Source organism: Rhizobium sp. 01N447_2 (assembly GCF_056399245.1).
Window position 1 is genome coordinate 1 of sequence record NZ_JBFTQY010000038.1, and the last position, 14,780, is coordinate 14,780.

The window sequence follows — 14,780 nt, forward strand, 5'->3', positions numbered from 1 at the left end:
AAGCGACTCAACCTCGGTTGATCGGCAGCAGACGGCCAAGTGCTGGCCGCATTCTTATGCTTATTGTAGTGAACATTTTGGCGGCGGTTCATTCTGCCGCCAACGCTTTTGCTCGTAGTTTACATACCGGTAGAATTCGAGGTCGAATAAATGGCGTCTCCATGGAAACTTCTTGCTCGGCTGGTGTCACCGCGACGCCAGCAGAGGCAAGAACACGGCTCGACCGATGACGTGAAGCCGGACGCATCAGCCATCGCCAAGGCGACTGACACAGCAGCCAACAACGACTTGAACGCCGCAGACCGTCCGGCCGGCGAAAAGCCGGTTTCTCACCGTCATTCCGCCGCGGTGTCAGCCGACCCGGATCATGCCGAAGAGGCGGCGAGCAGTGTTGATGAAACGACCGATGTGGAAAGCGCCACGCTCGAGAAAGCAGCTGATCCGGCCTTATCCAATAAGGCCGACATAGCCGCACACGCCGCACCCAAGCTCTTGCAGATTGACGAAGGTGCAGCGCGAAAGCGCAGCAGACAGGTCAAGAAAGCGAAAGTCGACGATGTTGTTTCGCAACCCTCTCCACACGTTCGGATCATGTCCGACGATGCAATCAGCCTCGATGGAGAAATCAGGCTGCTCCGGGATCAGTTGGCGAGGAAGCTTCGGCTGCAAAACGCACAACTGAAAAGGATGCTGGATCGGTTCGAACGCTGAATTTGTCATTTCACGTCGTACCCAATAGGGGCAATGTGCCTTGGCTCGGAACGGGTGTAAGCGCGTTGCTGGCGCACTGCATAAGGTCTGTCTGACCGGCTGCCAAATGAGAGAGCTAGCAGCTGGGCTCTCATATGGCTGCGCTCAATTCGGATTCCATCTGCCTTTGCCGAAATGACTTGGCGATCCCTCCGTCTTGACCATCGGCCCGGCGGACCGGTTTGGCAGTGATATGCGTGAAGTCATCCCGGCCGTTTGGCCGACACCCTCCCACGACCGCTGCGGATCGACGCCGATCATGGTGCGAACGAGCTCGATCATCGTCTGGCCGAGGCTGGCACGCGCCGTGCAACGAGATCCGCATCGGGAATGCAATCGGGCAGATCACTTCTCGATCAAAAAATGTTGCGTCGCAATATGTGGCGAGACCCTTTTTTGCTCCTGCTGTGCCCTTTATTGTGCACCTGCGAACAGATCGCTTCTGCAACCCGCCGGTCTAATCCGACGTCCGGCCAGAAAGAGGATCCGAATATGGGTGATCTCCTGAAAGGTATCTCCAGTTTTCGCGGCGCCGTATTCCCGACCCATTCGGCGCTTTACCGCAAACTTGCTCGCGAAGGTCAGCAGCCCCACGCTCTGATGATATCTTGCGCCGACAGCCGCGTGATGCCGGAAACGATAACGCAGTCCGGCCCCGGCGATCTCTTCGTCTGCCGCAACGCCGGCAATATCGTTCCCCCCTTCTCGACCCTCAATGGTGGGGTCTCCTCTGCAATTGAATACGCCATCCTGGCGCTCGGCGTCAGTGACATTGTCGTCTGCGGTCACTCTGATTGCGGAGCGATGAAAGGGCTGTGCCATCCGGAAATGCTTGAGCCGATGCCCAATGTCGCAGCCTGGCTGCGGCACAGCCACGCCGCCTATTCGATTGTTTGTCAGGCCTATCCCGACGATCTCTCGGAAGCTGACCGCGTGCGTGCGGTAGCGATGGAAAACGTCGTCGTGCAGCTCGACCATTTAAAGACACATCCGTCCGTGGCTGCGAAGCTTGCGACCAATGACATCACGCTGCACGGCTGGTTCTTCGACATCGGGACAGGCGAGGTCCAAGTCTATGACGGGGTTCTGGCGAGGTTTACGGAGGTACAGGAGGGGGAGCCGCTGCCGGTCGCCTTCACAGGACGAGGCCATCCGCATGTCATGCCGCGGATTGCCGCAGCGCTTGCCGGGGAGTAGTGCCATGACAAAAAGCGTTTCTGCATTCGCGCGCGATCTCGCGTCGTCTCTGGTGGTTTTCCTTGTCGCCATTCCGCTCTGCCTGGGAATTGCGATCGCCTCCGGGGTTCCAGTGGCCATGGGGCTTATCTCCGGTATCATAGGAGGGCTGGTCGTGGGCCTGCTGGCAGGCTCGCCTCTTCAGGTCTCCGGGCCGGCCGCCGGCCTAGCCGTCGTCGTATTTGGATTCGTCGAACAGTACGGTGTGGCTATGCTGGGTCCCGTGCTGCTTGTCGTCGGACTTCTGCAGATCGTGGCGGGTTTCCTGAGAATTGGCTCCTGGTTCAGAGCGATTTCTCCGGCGGTGGTTCATGGGATGCTGGCCGGCATCGGCATTTTGATCATCCTGGGACAGATCCATGTTCTCATGGGTGCCAAGCCCGCAGCAGGCGGCATAGAGAACGTCACCGCCATCGATGAGAGCGTCAGCCGGTTAACGGGCACCAATGTCACCAACGAGGCCGTCGCACTGTTGGTCGGCCTCATCGCTCTCCTTGCGATGGTGTGTTGGGAGAAATTCCGCCCGAAATCACTGTCGCTGGTCCCGGGAGCTCTTGTCGGTGTTGCTGCCGCTACAATCTTGACAACCAACCTTGAACTCCCGATCGCTCGCGTGGACGTGCCCGCCTCTCTGGTTGACAGCATATCCTTCCCGGCGGCCGGGAATTTCGCCCAGCTTGTGCAGCCGGACATTATTTTAATGACGTTGATGATTGCCGTCATTGCAAGCGCCGAAACACTTCTTTCCGCGGCCGCCGTCGACCGAATGCACGATGGAGAACGTACCCGCTTCAACAAGGAACTATTCGCCCAAGGCGTCGGTAACGGCCTTTGTGGATTGCTCGGGGCACTGCCGATCACGGGTGTCATTGTTCGATCATCGGCCAATATCCAAGCCGGAGCTCGCACGCGCACCTCGGCAATATTACATGGCGTTTGGATCCTGGCGTTGGTGGCGCTTTTACCGGGCGTGTTGGGAATGGTGCCGTTGACGGCGCTTGCCGCCGTACTGCTCGTCACTGGCTGGAGGCTGATCAGTCTCCACCATGTGCGCCACTTGTTCGAGCATCATGGTCTCGTACCGGTCGGAATCTGGGCAGTGACAGTGGCAATGGTCGTCCTGCAGGATTTGCTGGTCGGCGTGGCGCTCGGCCTTGCGCTGTCGATTCTGGAAATTCTCCCCTATCTGCGTCGAAAGCTTGTGATCAGGCATGCTGAGGTCGATAACGAAATTCATGTCCGTTTGCGCGGAGCGGTCACCTGCAAAGACGTGCCGGCGCTACTCAGCACGTTCGAAGGGCTACCCGACGGCCGTAAAGTCAATATCATCGGCAAACACCTGTTTTACATGGACCACACCAGCGCTGAGACGATTAGCGAATGGCTTAGGCGCGAGACGAAATCCGGCCGAAACATCGAGGTTCATCCGCCTCGGACGGCACGGCATCCCCGCCTGAAGCCGCTATTTGCCCGGTTTTCTGCTGAAGTTGCATGACGTTTGCGGGAGGGCAATCCGTTGCCCTCCCTCTCTCCTTGCGCTGAGCTGTAAAGTCAACTCGATCGGGATCGGTCTCTTCGACATGGACGACGTCTCCAGTCGCTCTTGGGAGTGAAGCGGCGCTTCCCTGCATATCTCATGGGATAACTGCGACACTGGTCGCCGTGGCAAGGCCATGCAACCGCAAAAACGATTGTATCTTCATACCCTTCAATACGAATCCGACCCTGGGCTGGCGCAATATCGTCGCTTCACGGCTTATCGTATGCACGGGCCTCTATTCTCGCGACATCGCTGACGCTGGCACAAGTTGAGTGGGGCACCGCTTGCCCAGATGCTCGATATCAATCCATCCGATCGTATCTCGGCTGCCTTAACGAGGCCAGTCTCGACTAACGATGAGCCGTTGACGTTCGCCTGCCCACATACACGGTGCGCAGGAACTGTCGCGCGACGTTCACTGCACGTACGCACACGCGACGTACAAAGATCCGTATGCCAACTTGATGAGTACGTCATTTTGACGTACATATAGCCACACTGTCACACCCGAATAGGAGGCGATTATGCCTGCGTTCAAAGACATGACTGCCGAAATCGATGAACCAAACGACGCACGTATGGGCTTCCGTACGAAGGCGCGTATCAAGACGGCAATTCAACGCGCTGCTGCGCTGTCCGGTGTCGACGACTCCGCTTTCACGATCAACGCTGCTTATCAAGCCGCCATGACGACGATTGCCGTCCATGAACGGACCTTTTTGCAGCCAGCCGATCATGCTGCGTTTTTTGCTGCACTGGACAACCCGCCAGAGCCGACAGATAGACTTAAGGCTGCTTTCAAGCGTCACAGCGAGACTGTCGTTTCAAAATAATGCCGCAAAACGAAACGCCAAAGCCAATCATCGAGCCGCTCGATCCCCTAAAACATGATCGGGCGGCTTTTTCGTGCGGCATTGAGCAGGTCGACAATTTCTTTCAGAAGACTGCAAACAAGCTTCAGAAGAGCGACAATCTTCGTGTTTTCGTGATGACGCAGGACGCAGGCCCGGTGATGGGCTTCTACGCTATCAACAGCCACGCTGTTGATTATACGGAGCTTCCGAAAAGGTTCGCCCGCGACCGGCCCGGACATGGGTCAATTCCCGCGGCCTACATCTCAATGATCGGTCGCGACTTGAAATTCGCGGGCAGCGGATATGGCGGCGACCTGCTGATCGACTGCTTGACGCGAATAGCGCGTATCTCGGATGACATAGGTACGGCAATCGTCATGCTCGATGTCCTGGATTGCGGTGATGCAGAGCGGACCGAGAGACGAGTGAAGCTTTACAAGGAATACGGCTTCCAGCCTCTCCCAACAAATGCGATGCGGATGTTCATCCCAATCGCGACGATCAAAAAGATGTTCGACTAAACCCTGCGTAAGGATTTCGTCAGGAGTTTAGAAGGTGAGGTCTCGTCGACCAGGGGTGCAGCGAGACCGAGCGGAGCAAAATATGTAGCCGGCTACCTTCTTACGAAGGCGTATGTGCAGTGATGGGCCGACCCCTAGCATGGAGGGCCGTCATCCGTGCCTCGGCCGTTTTGCATGCGAGCGACTGGCCTGGGTTATCGACGGGCGGTCGAACGCTTCCGGGTTTCGCCGATCGGTGGCCACAGCTTTTGGGGCTGCCTGATGTCGACGATAAACGGCTTGGCGCGACGAATGGATCCTCCGGGCGGCGAACCGCAGCTCGGCAAAATCACGTTGATAACAAAGGGCAAGGGCCCGGCCGGCCGAATTCGTCGCATCCGAATTCGACGCTATGACTTGAGGACAGAGCACAGGTTTGCCGCTGAAGTGGTTCGCTACGGCAATGCTCTGACGCGGGGCCCCATGTCCAAGTCCCTCCCATTGCTGTCGTGAGCCGCTCCTCCGCGGGCTCGATGAGGCATGTCTGACCGGAGACCGGCTGCGCCTCGATCGTCTTACCGCAACGGCCATTTGCAGATTTCTTACCCCGGACGTCACGTCCTCCCCTCCCGCTAACAAATCTGCGTCTTGCCGTCCTCCATTTCATTTTGGCCTTATCAGGTGCGGTCCGATCGTCGCCGGTCTTTGCGACAGCCATCGAGGCCGCGATGGGCGCGGCCCGATACACACGAAAGGAACTTGAACATGGCTACCATCGGCATCTTCACCGCAAGCGAAAACGGCTTCACCGGCTCGATCCGCACTCTTGCGCTCAACGTCAAGGCCCGCATCGCCCGCGTCGAAAATCCATCCGACAAGGGTCCGCACTTCCGTATCTACGCTGGTAACGTCGAGCTCGGTGCGGCCTGGCAGAAGCGCTCCAACGAGAGCGACCGCGATTACCTCTCGGTCAAGCTGGACGACCCGAGCTTCCCGGCCCCGATCTACGCGACGCTTTCGGAGGTCGAAGGTGAGGACGGCTACCAGTTGATCTGGTCCCGCCAAAACCGAGACTGAGATCCCGCTGGCCCCGCCGCTTGAGGCGGGGCCAGCGGCCCGCTTTGAGAAAGCCGACAATGGGCCTCGAGGCCGGCCACCACCTTTAGGGCGGATATCAGTGATGAGCGCATTTGAAAGGAAAACATCATGCAGCAATTCGCCAACTCCTTACCGCGGCTGGCCGATATCGTTTCCTCGTCGAGATCGGCGCGGCACTCTCTAGACCAACTGGAACCGGCGACAGTGACGCGCCATCAGGGGCCGTTTCGGCGGCCGTCGTGAAGCTGGAGGACCGAGGCGATCGGATCATCGCTGCAAATACCGGAGAGTTGATCTTGGCCGATAGCCCCGGGCACGTTTTTGTTTCACCAGGGCGAGGAACAGGAGAACGGCTTGCTCTTCCCGCTCGAAGACGTGCTGTTTTTCCTGCCCATGCTGGCCGATGCGTCCCCATCGCCGGATCAGGCAGGCCTCTCCAAAGATTGTCTGCCCGATTTCCATGGCGTAGTAGCGCGCCATGTTCTTTGCCGGATCCGCGCGTTCGATATAGAGATGGTAGGGTTGTGCAATCATGCTGCCATGATCGCCAAACAGTATCGCGACGTCTAACGACACATTTGAATCAATCACATGCGAGCGATTCAATTTCGTGATGGATGGCACCGGGGCGAGGCGCCGATGGCGCACGGCTCTAATCGCACCGCGACCGAAGCTCGCAAGTGGTCTTCGCCGGTTTCGGTCACGATCCTCTCGCAACGAGACGCAGTCGGTGCACGAAATCGTTGTGACGAGCGTGCCGAAAAGTCTTGTGGCCAGCAATGCTGGCAGGCGGTCGCGTCCTTTGAGGACGCGGTTCTATCTCTCTGACTGCCCATTGTGCACCCGCCGCTGCGGCGTCAAGGACATGCGCCCCTCCAATTTGACAGCCAACTGGCGACGCCGATCACCGCCGCCCAGACGACGAGTGTCGGAGTGCCCCGCCGCAAGCGGCCCGACGACGACGGCCTCACCGTTTTCCTGAACGGCGTTACGGTGTTCGTCGCCAACAATTCCGCTAAATCCTGGCAGACGCTACCCACGTAGTTTCATCGGTGTTTCGGGATCCATCGCACTCTCGTCGCCGCGGGCTGGTGAATGAAACCGGTTCTCGCCGACGCAAGCCCTCATATCGTCGCGACGGAACCAGATCGCACGACCGCATCGAAGCGGTGCATTCCCTGCCGTGAACACGATCTGCTCGTCGGCCCGCATGCGCAGAACTTCGTGCGGCTGGATGAGCGGTCTGGCGGCAAGCTGTTTCGAGCGCGTGCGCGATGAACCCTTCGACTGGACACTGCGGCTGACCTGATCGATCTCGACCGTCGTCATGCCGCAGCGTCGCGAGATGTAGTCGGCCGTTTCCGGATCGTTGATGGCAGCAAACGAGATCCAGCTCGCACTCTCAAACCATTTGCTCGCCGCGTCGCGGCCGCCATAGGTTTCTCGCATCTGGCCGATCGACTGGTAGATCATTGTCAGCGTGATGCCGTATTTTCGGCCAGCGTCGCGAGCCGTCTCGAGAATCCGCATGTAGCCCAGGCGTGCCACCTCGTCCAAAAGGAACAGCGCCCTGCCCTTCAACGCTCCATCACGATTGTAGATCGCGTTCAGGAAGGACCCGATGATGACGCGGGCAAGACCCGAATGCGTCTCCAGCGTCTTCAGGTCGATGTTGATGAAGACATCCGCATTTCCAGCGGAAATGTCGTTGGTCGAAAAAGTCGATTCCGAGACAAGCGCCGCATAATTCGGATAGGACAGCCAGTGCGTCTCCTTCACCGCATTCGCGTATACCCCGCTGAACGTTTCCGGCGTCATGTTGACGAAGGCCGCGACGTTCTCCTTTACGAAGTCGGATCTCGAATTGTCGTAGATCGACTGCAATCGCGCGCGCAGCTTGGGTTCGGGCTCGGACAGATTTTTGCGGACCTGGCGGAGTGTCTGGTCATCCTCTTCTGTGCGGTCGGATAGACAGACGTCGGCGATCAATGCGGTCAACAGCTGCAGCGCCGATGCGCGAAAGAAATCGTCGCGCACGCCGCGAGCGCCGCCGCTGTCGCTCATGATCCATGAGGCAACGGCGGCGATATCCTCTTCCTTCGTGCGGCCATGAAGCCCGATCCAGTCCAGCGCATTGAAGCCCGTGTCGGGAGTTCTGGGATCGAGGATATGGACGTCGCGTCCGGCGTTTGTCCGATGCCCGATCACCATGGGCGCGACTTCGTTTGACGGATCCAACAAGACCAATGTACCGCCCCATTTAAGCGCGGTCGGGATCGTCACCGACGTCGTCTTGAAACCACCTGAACCGGCAAAGACGATGCCGTGCGAGGACCCGAACGAGCCGTCGAAGCAGAGAAGCGGCGACTTGCCGCCGGCGCCCCACGTTTCCACGCTGTCCGCCCGGAACGACTGCTTCGCCGCTATGTCCTTGTCGACGCGGTAGCGCTCGCCGATGACGATGCCGCCGGTATCCGGAAAGAGCTTTCCGGCCTCCGTCGATTTCATCCATTCGGCTTCGCCGTGCAGTGCGCGCCTTCCTCGAATGCGGCGCGGCTCAGATCGCGCGAACGCCGCATTGCCGACAAGTGCTACGCGAAGTGCAAAGCCGGCCGACATCAGCGCTGCCCCTGCCCCGATCATCGTTGCCGGGTCTGCATAGGAGAGCGCCGATCGAACTGCCGGAAAATGGTCGAAAATTGCGGCAAGTCGCACGGTCTCACGCAGCGCAGCGATCACGACCGTCGCACTGCTGCCGCCGACAACGCCCCATCCGGCGAGCTTGATATTCGTTGAGCCGGCGCTCGCGAACAGAAAGATGATGCCGGTGGCGGCTGACGCGATATAGGGCAAGGCGATTCCAGTCCGACCGAGGATCAGCCGACCTGTCTCGGTTTTCCCGAATTCGGAAAACCATTGTTCGGTACCCGTCATGCCGATGGTGACGAGGATCATCAGCGCTATAGGCACGCTGAACAGCGCGATCTTATTCGCCGTCATTGCCGAAGGCCTCCGCTCCGATCGCCGTGAGCCGGGATCGCTCGCCCTCATCGCTCCTGATGCGTCGTGCTGTTTCGATCAGCGCCCCGAGCAGCAGCGCGCGCTTTTCGTATCGCAGGCCCGCCTTGACGATCAGCCCGCCGAGTTCGATCTTCTCCCGTGTGTCCTTCTTGCGGGCGTTGAATGTCATCGTCCTCGCCATCCGCTCAAGCCTCGTTATCGCCGCTCGCAGCCGGGCCAGACGCGACCGGTGTGGTTTGTGCACCTTTGCGACTATGCTCGTTTGCCCCTTTTCCTTCGGTCGGAACGACTTCGCCCCTGCGAAACCGTTGGGCCAGGTCCTCAAACGCTGCCTGCAGCTCGTTTTCGTCAGTCTCGATCTCGCCAAGGCCAGCCTTGAGCGCGATCCGCCCTATTCGCTCTGCTTCGCGGGTCTCGGCGGTTTTAAGTTGCTCTTGCAGTTTGGCGATTTCGTCGCGGATTTTCGAGGAGTGCTTCTTCATTCCAGATGGTCCCGTGTCTGTCATTTCGTCTTCGAACGTTTGTGAGGTTCCTCCAGACCGACCTGCCGATCTACCGACACTAATGCGAGTAGGCGCAACCTGCGCTTCCGGTCATGATCCCGGCCGTTCCGGAGGAGCGGCTTCCAATGGCGCAATTATACGTCGCTGACGCGACGCCCTTGCTTGAGGTCGATCTGGCCCGCCGCTCTCGACGAACGCGATGAACTCGTTCGCAACCGGGAAAGAACTCCGCCGTGGCCGTCCCACATTTCTCCGTCAGCATCGTTGCCCGTGGCTCCGGCCGCAGCGCCGTGCTGTCGGCGGCCTACCGACACTGCGCGAAGATGGACTATGAGCGGGAAGCCCGGACGATCGACTACACCCGCAAGCGTGGTCTTCTCCATGAGGAGTTCGTCATCCCGACAGGGGCTCCCACATGGCTGCGTGCCATGATCGCTGACAGGTCGGTGTCTGGAGCGTCCGAAGCCTTCTGGAACAAGGTCGAGGCCTTCGAAAAGCGATCGGACTCGCAGCTCGCCAAAGACCTCACCATTGCTCTTCCAATCGAGCTCTCTGCCGAGCAGAACGTTGCTCTCGTCCGGGATTTCGTGGAGCGGCACATTACGTCGAAGGGGATGGTCGCCGACTGGGTCTATCACGACGTACCGGGCAATCCGCATGTCCATCTGATGACGACGCTCAGGCCGCTGACAGAGGACGGGTTCGGCGCAAAAAAGATCGCGGTGGCCAGTCCGGACGGCAACCCGATGCGCAACGATGCCGGCAAGATCGTCTATGAACTCTGGGCGGGAAGCGCGGACGATTTTAATGCGGTTCGCGATGGCTGGTTCGCCTGTCAGAATAGGCATCTTGCCCTTGCCGGTCTCGACATCCGCGTCGACGGGCGCTCCTTCGAAAAGCAAGGCATCGAACTGACCCCGACCATCCATCTTGGTGTCGGCACCAAAGCGATCGATCGCAAGGCGGAACAAGCCAACGCAAGGACGTCGGCATGGTCGCCAAAACTCGAACGCGTTGAACTTCAGCAAGACCGCCGCGCGGAAAATGCCCGACGCATACAGCGCCGTCCGGACATCGTTCTCGACCTCATCACGCGGGAGAAGAGCGTCTTCGATGATCGCGATGTGGGGAAGATCCTGCACCGCTATATCGACGATGCCGCTCTGTTCCAGAACCTGATGATGAGGATCCTGCAGAGCCCGCAGGCGCTGCGCCTCGAACGTGACCGGATCGATTTTGCGACTGGTGTCCGGACACCCGCCAAGTACACGACGCGGGAGATGATTAAGCTTGAGGCCGAGATGGTCAACCGGGCTATCTGGCTATCCGATCGGGCCTCTCATGGCGTGCGAGAGGCGGCGCTGGAAGTGACGTTTGCGCGCCATGCCCGTCTTTCGGATGAGCAGCGGACGGCGATCGAACGTGTGGCTGGCGGCGAACGGATCGCCGCCGTCATGGGCCGCGCCGGCGCCGGCAAGACGACGATGATGAAGGCGGCGCGCGAAGCCTGGGAAGCGGCTGGCTATCGTGTCGTCGGTGGTGCGCTTGCCGGCAAAGCAGCCGAGGGCCTGGAGAAGGAAGCTGGCATTCAGTCCCGCACACTGTCGTCGTGGGAGCTGCGCTGGAACCAGGGCCGCAACCGGATCGACGCGAGAACCGTTTTCGTGCTGGACGAGGCCGGCATGGTGTCGTCGCGGCAGATGGCGCATTTCGTCGAGGCCGTCACCAAGGCCGGCGCCAAGCTCGTCCTCGTCGGCGACCCCGAACAGCTGCAACCGATCGAGGCGGGTGCCGCCTTCCGGGCGATCGCCGACCGGATCGGCTATGCCGAACTCGAAACGATCTATCGTCAGCGCGCGCAATGGATGCGCGACGCCTCGCTCGATCTGGCGCGCGGCAACGTCGGCAAAGCGGTCGATGCCTATCGTGCCCATGGGCAAGTCAGGGGGTTGGACCTCAAGGCGCAGGCGGTCGAAAACCTCATTGCCGATTGGAACCACGACTACGATCCGTCGAAGAGCAGCCTGATCCTTGCGCATCTTCGCCGCGACGTTCGGATGTTGAACGACATGGCTCGAGCCAAACTGGTCGAGCGCGGCATCGTCGCAGACGGCTTTGCCTTCAAGTCCGAGGACGGAACCCGCATGTTCGCGGCCGGCGATCAGATCGTGTTCCTGAAGAACGAGGGAAGCCTTGGCGTCAAGAACGGTATGTTGGCCAAGGTCATCGAGGCTGCACCTGGGCGGCTCGTGGTGGCGCTTGGCGAAGGGGACCATCGCCGTGTGGTCACGATCGAGCAGCGCTTCTACAACAAGCTCGACCACGGCTATGCGACGACGATCCACAAGAGCCAAGGCGCGACCGTCGACCGCGTCAAGGTGCTCGCTTCCCTCTCGTTGGACCGTCATCTCACCTATGTGGCCATGACGCGCCATCGCGAGGATCTCGCCGTCTATTACGGCCGACGCTCTTTTGCGAAGTCCGGCGGCCTTGTCCCGATCCTGGCGCGACGGAACGCCAAGGAGACGACGCTCGACTACGAGAAAAGCTCTTTCTACGGCCAAGCCTTGCGCTTTGCCGAGGCGCGAGGCCTGCACCTCATGAACGTCGCCCGGACGCTCGCTCGCGATCGCCTCGAATGGACCGTCCGGCAGAAACAGAAGCTCGCCGATCTCGGCGCCCGCCTGGCGGCGATTGGCGTGAAACTCGGACGCGCCGCCAACGCCAAAACATCACCCAACCTGAACGCCAAGGAGTCCAAGCCGATGGTATCTGGCATTTCCACTTTCTCAAAATCCATCGATCAGTCCGTCGAGGACAAGCTCGCAGCCGATCCCGGCCTCAAAAAACAATGGGAGGATGTCTCCGCGCGATTCCATCTCGTCTACGCCCAGCCGGAAAGTGCCTTCAAGGCGGCCAATGTCGAGGCGATGCTCAAGGATCAGGCGATCGCCAAAACCACGCTGGCGAAGCTCGCCGGCGAACCGGAGCGCTTCGGTGCATTGAGAGGTAAGACGGGCGTGTTCGCCAACCGGGGCGACAAGCAGGACCGCGAACGGGCGATCGCCAACGTGCCGGCCCTGGCCCGTAATCTCGAACGATATCTTCGCCAGCGGGCCGAGGTCGAACGCAAGCATGAGACCGAGGAACGCGCGGTCCGCCGGCAAGTCTCGGTCGACATTCCGGCGCTTTCTGCGTCCGCAAAGCAAACGCTCGAGCGCGTGCGTGATGCGATCGACCGCAATGATCTTCCCGCCGGTCTCGAATATGCGCTTGCCGACAAAATGGTGAAGGCCGAACTCGATGGGTTCGCCAAGGCCGTCTCCGAACGGTTCGGCGAACGGACCTTCCTCGGCATCGCGTCGAAGGATCCGAGCGGAGAAACCTTCAAGTCCGTCACGGCAGGGATGAACCCCGCGCAAAAGGCGGAGGTAGAAATCGCCTGGAATTCGATGCGGTCCATCCAGCAGCTCTCCGCTCATGAGAAGACGACCGAGGCGCTGAAGCAGGCCGAGACCTTGCGGCAGACCAGGAGCCAGGGATTTTCACTGAAATGATCCCCACAATCACGCGCCAGCGCCCGACACACGAACAAATTCGCCCCGCCGCGACGCCATTATTGGCCGCAGCCTTGCTCGCGCTTGTCTTGTTCATCGTCGCCGCGGCCGGCGGGTTCCGCATCAATATGACGCCAAGCGAACCGCTCGGCCTCTGGCGCGTCGCAGCACTCGATCGGTCCCCCACCGTCGGTGACGTCGTCTTCATCTGCCCGCCGGAAAACGACAGGATGCGCGAGGCCCGACAACGCGGCTATCTGCGCTCCGGTTCGTGCCCAGGCGATTTTGCCCCGCTGATAAAAATGGTGATCGCCACCGAGGGTCAAAGGGTGGAGATCAGCTCAGCCATGTTCGTCGATGGTATCACCGTGGCACATTCGGCAGTCGCGAAAGCAGATGGAAAGGGTCGACCTCTTTCTGCTTTTGCGAGTGGCACCGTGCCAGCGGGACACGTCTTTTTGCATTCCGGTTTCGCGGGCTCCTACGATTCCCGCTATTTCGGTCCGTTACCCGTGTCCGGCATCCTCGGTCTGGCGCAGAAGGTGCTCACCTATGCGCCGTGACCACGTGGGTACCGCAGCGCTGATCGGCGTAGCCCTCGCCGCCGCCTTGATCGGATGGAGCGGCCAGGTTCTTCTCCTACCAGCCGCCCTCGCCTTTCCTGTATTATGGACCCATGCACCCAACCGGATGGCGGCCGGGCTGGTCTCTGCGGCATATTTCCTCGCGGCATCACATGGGCTGCCGCAAGGGGTCGCCACCTTCTATTCGTCCGACCTTTTGCCAGGACTGCTGCTCTGGCTCGCGGCATCGGTCAGCTTTTTCGGCGTCCACACGCTGCTTTGGACATCGGTTCGCACCAAGAGACCCCATCGCTACGTGGCCGCTGGCATCCTGATGGCGCTACCCCCTTTCGGTATAACCGGGTGGGCGCATCCGATTACGGCGGCGGGCGTTCTTTTTCCGGGATGGGGGTGGTGGGGACTGGCTGCCACGACAGCCGGCCTGATCGGCCTCGTAACCCGCATCTGGCCGGCTGTCGCGGTCGCCTTGGCAGGCGCATGGGCTTGTTCCGCCGCAACCTGGACCGATCCAGACGTACCTCAGTCATGGCGCGGCGTCGATTGGCAAATGGGTGCTTCGCTCGGACGAGAGGCCGGTCTTCAGCGACAGCGTGACCTGATCGCAACGGTACAAAAGGCGGCGGGCGATGGTGTCGCCTACATCGTCCTGCCGGAAAGTGCGTTGGGCTTCTGGACGCCCACCGTCGAGCGGCTATGGACCCGGGCCCTGGCCGGCAGTCCCGTGACGGTGGTCGCCGGCGCGTCCGTTGTCGGCGCCGATGGCTATGACAATGTTTTGGTGGCGGTGTCCGCCGGAGGCGGTCGCGTCCTTTATCGTGAGCGCATGCCTGTCCCCGGCTCGATGTGGCAGCCGTGGTGGGGCGATAGCAAAGGCGCTCGGGCGGACTTTTTTGCAAACCCGGTTGTCGTCCTTAACGGCTACAAGGTCGCGCCGCTGATCTGCTACGAACTGCTCGTTGCCTGGCCCCTCCTGCAATCCATGTCGCACGATCCCGATGTCGTCGTCGCCGTCGGCAATGGCTGGTGGACCGCGAATACTTCGATCGTCGCCATCCAGCGGGCCAGTGCCAGGGCCTTTGCGCGCCTCTTCGCCAAACCGCTCGTCATTTCATTCAACACCTGAACTCGGGAGGTAGT

13 protein-coding genes are annotated in these 14,780 nt (G+C 60.3%); 9 read left to right on the forward strand and 4 right to left on the reverse strand.

All coding sequences use genetic code 11. The features are described from left to right. Positions 1 to 150 precede the first annotated feature (150 nt). The 6 genes from AC1ECN_RS23045 to AC1ECN_RS23070 all read left to right on the forward strand — a co-directional run bounded on the left by AC1ECN_RS23045 (position 151) and on the right by AC1ECN_RS23070 (position 5,957). A complete protein-coding gene (locus AC1ECN_RS23045) occupies positions 151 to 711 on the forward strand; it encodes a hypothetical protein (protein ID WP_130663678.1) in 561 nt (186 codons plus the stop codon). A 531-nt stretch (positions 712 to 1,242) separates the two neighbouring features. Beyond that, the gene (locus AC1ECN_RS23050; protein WP_018068610.1) at positions 1,243 to 1,947 is read left to right on the forward strand and encodes a carbonic anhydrase; all 705 of its coding nucleotides are present in this window, start codon (positions 1,243 to 1,245) and stop codon (positions 1,945 to 1,947) included. 4 nt (positions 1,948 to 1,951) lie between these two features. Then, positions 1,952 to 3,481, forward strand: a complete 1,530-nt coding sequence (locus tag AC1ECN_RS23055; protein ID WP_027689799.1) for a SulP family inorganic anion transporter — start codon at positions 1,952 to 1,954, stop codon at positions 3,479 to 3,481. Positions 3,482 to 4,050: 569 nt separating this feature from the next. Continuing rightward, entirely contained in the window at positions 4,051 to 4,359 is a 309-nt protein-coding gene (locus AC1ECN_RS23060) for a type II toxin-antitoxin system TacA family antitoxin (RefSeq protein ID WP_018068608.1), read from the forward strand. Continuing rightward, positions 4,359 to 4,901 carry a hypothetical protein gene (locus AC1ECN_RS23065; protein ID WP_018068607.1) on the forward strand — a complete coding sequence of 181 codons (543 nt, stop codon included), beginning with the start codon at positions 4,359 to 4,361 and terminating at the stop codon, positions 4,899 to 4,901. Before AC1ECN_RS23060 ends, AC1ECN_RS23065 begins: the two co-directional genes overlap by 1 nt. A 744-nt stretch (positions 4,902 to 5,645) precedes the next feature. Continuing rightward, the gene (locus AC1ECN_RS23070; RefSeq protein WP_018068606.1) at positions 5,646 to 5,957 is read left to right on the forward strand and encodes a DUF736 domain-containing protein; all 312 of its coding nucleotides are present in this window, start codon (positions 5,646 to 5,648) and stop codon (positions 5,955 to 5,957) included. Positions 5,958 to 6,245: 288 nt separating this feature from the next. Here AC1ECN_RS23070 and AC1ECN_RS23075 read toward each other — a convergent pair whose 3' ends face one another. The 4 genes from AC1ECN_RS23075 to traC form a co-directional block, all read right to left on the reverse strand. Continuing rightward, positions 6,246 to 6,554, reverse strand: a complete 309-nt coding sequence (locus tag AC1ECN_RS23075) for a WGR domain-containing protein (RefSeq protein ID WP_018068605.1) — start codon at positions 6,552 to 6,554, stop codon at positions 6,246 to 6,248. Between the two features lie 456 nt (positions 6,555 to 7,010). Beyond that, positions 7,011 to 8,978: a Ti-type conjugative transfer system protein TraG gene (gene traG, locus AC1ECN_RS23080; protein ID WP_024323836.1), complete on the reverse strand. Its 1,968-nt coding sequence runs from the start codon at positions 8,976 to 8,978 to the stop codon at positions 7,011 to 7,013. After that, positions 8,965 to 9,180, reverse strand: coding sequence for a type IV conjugative transfer system coupling protein TraD (gene traD / locus AC1ECN_RS23085; protein ID WP_020397338.1), 216 nt, complete (start codon positions 9,178 to 9,180; stop codon positions 8,965 to 8,967). Before traD ends, traG begins: the two co-directional genes overlap by 14 nt. 4 nt (positions 9,181 to 9,184) lie before the next feature. After that, on the reverse strand, positions 9,185 to 9,481 hold the full coding sequence (traC, locus tag AC1ECN_RS23090) for a conjugal transfer protein TraC (protein ID WP_130674196.1): 297 nt from the start codon (positions 9,479 to 9,481) through the stop codon (positions 9,185 to 9,187). A gap of 254 nt (positions 9,482 to 9,735) precedes the next feature. On the opposite strand from traC, the gene traA reads away from it, so the two are divergent. Genes traA through AC1ECN_RS23105 form a run of 3 tightly spaced genes read left to right on the forward strand, consistent with a single transcriptional unit; the run spans position 9,736 to position 14,766 of the window. After that, the gene (gene traA / locus AC1ECN_RS23095) at positions 9,736 to 13,059 is read left to right on the forward strand and encodes a Ti-type conjugative transfer relaxase TraA (RefSeq protein WP_130674195.1); all 3,324 of its coding nucleotides are present in this window, start codon (positions 9,736 to 9,738) and stop codon (positions 13,057 to 13,059) included. Next, complete coding sequence (gene traF / locus AC1ECN_RS23100; protein WP_130674194.1) at positions 13,056 to 13,622, forward strand: conjugative transfer signal peptidase TraF; 567 nt, start codon at positions 13,056 to 13,058, stop codon at positions 13,620 to 13,622. Before traA ends, traF begins: the two co-directional genes overlap by 4 nt. Continuing rightward, entirely contained in the window at positions 13,612 to 14,766 is a 1,155-nt protein-coding gene (locus AC1ECN_RS23105; protein ID WP_130657840.1) for a conjugal transfer protein TraB, read from the forward strand. Before traF ends, AC1ECN_RS23105 begins: the two co-directional genes overlap by 11 nt. Positions 14,767 to 14,780 lie beyond the last annotated feature (14 nt).

Bases quoted from the DNA above. Each gene is read 5' to 3' on its own strand.
- AC1ECN_RS23045 (WP_130663678.1), top strand. From the start codon at position 151: ATGGCGTCTCCATGGAAACTTCTTGCTCGGCTGGTGTCACCGCGACGC.
- AC1ECN_RS23050 (WP_018068610.1), top strand. From the start codon at position 1,243: ATGGGTGATCTCCTGAAAGGTATCTCCAGTTTTCGCGGCGCCGTATTC.
- AC1ECN_RS23055 (WP_027689799.1), top strand. From the start codon at position 1,952: ATGACAAAAAGCGTTTCTGCATTCGCGCGCGATCTCGCGTCGTCTCTG.
- AC1ECN_RS23060 (WP_018068608.1), top strand. From the start codon at position 4,051: ATGCCTGCGTTCAAAGACATGACTGCCGAAATCGATGAACCAAACGAC.
- AC1ECN_RS23065 (WP_018068607.1), top strand. From the start codon at position 4,359: ATGCCGCAAAACGAAACGCCAAAGCCAATCATCGAGCCGCTCGATCCC.
- AC1ECN_RS23070 (WP_018068606.1), top strand. From the start codon at position 5,646: ATGGCTACCATCGGCATCTTCACCGCAAGCGAAAACGGCTTCACCGGC.
- traG (WP_024323836.1), bottom strand. From the start codon at position 8,978: ATGACGGCGAATAAGATCGCGCTGTTCAGCGTGCCTATAGCGCTGATG.
- traD (WP_020397338.1), bottom strand. From the start codon at position 9,180: ATGGCGAGGACGATGACATTCAACGCCCGCAAGAAGGACACACGGGAG.
- traC (WP_130674196.1), bottom strand. From the start codon at position 9,481: ATGAAGAAGCACTCCTCGAAAATCCGCGACGAAATCGCCAAACTGCAA.
- traF (WP_130674194.1), top strand. From the start codon at position 13,056: ATGATCCCCACAATCACGCGCCAGCGCCCGACACACGAACAAATTCGC.
- AC1ECN_RS23105 (WP_130657840.1), top strand. From the start codon at position 13,612: ATGCGCCGTGACCACGTGGGTACCGCAGCGCTGATCGGCGTAGCCCTC.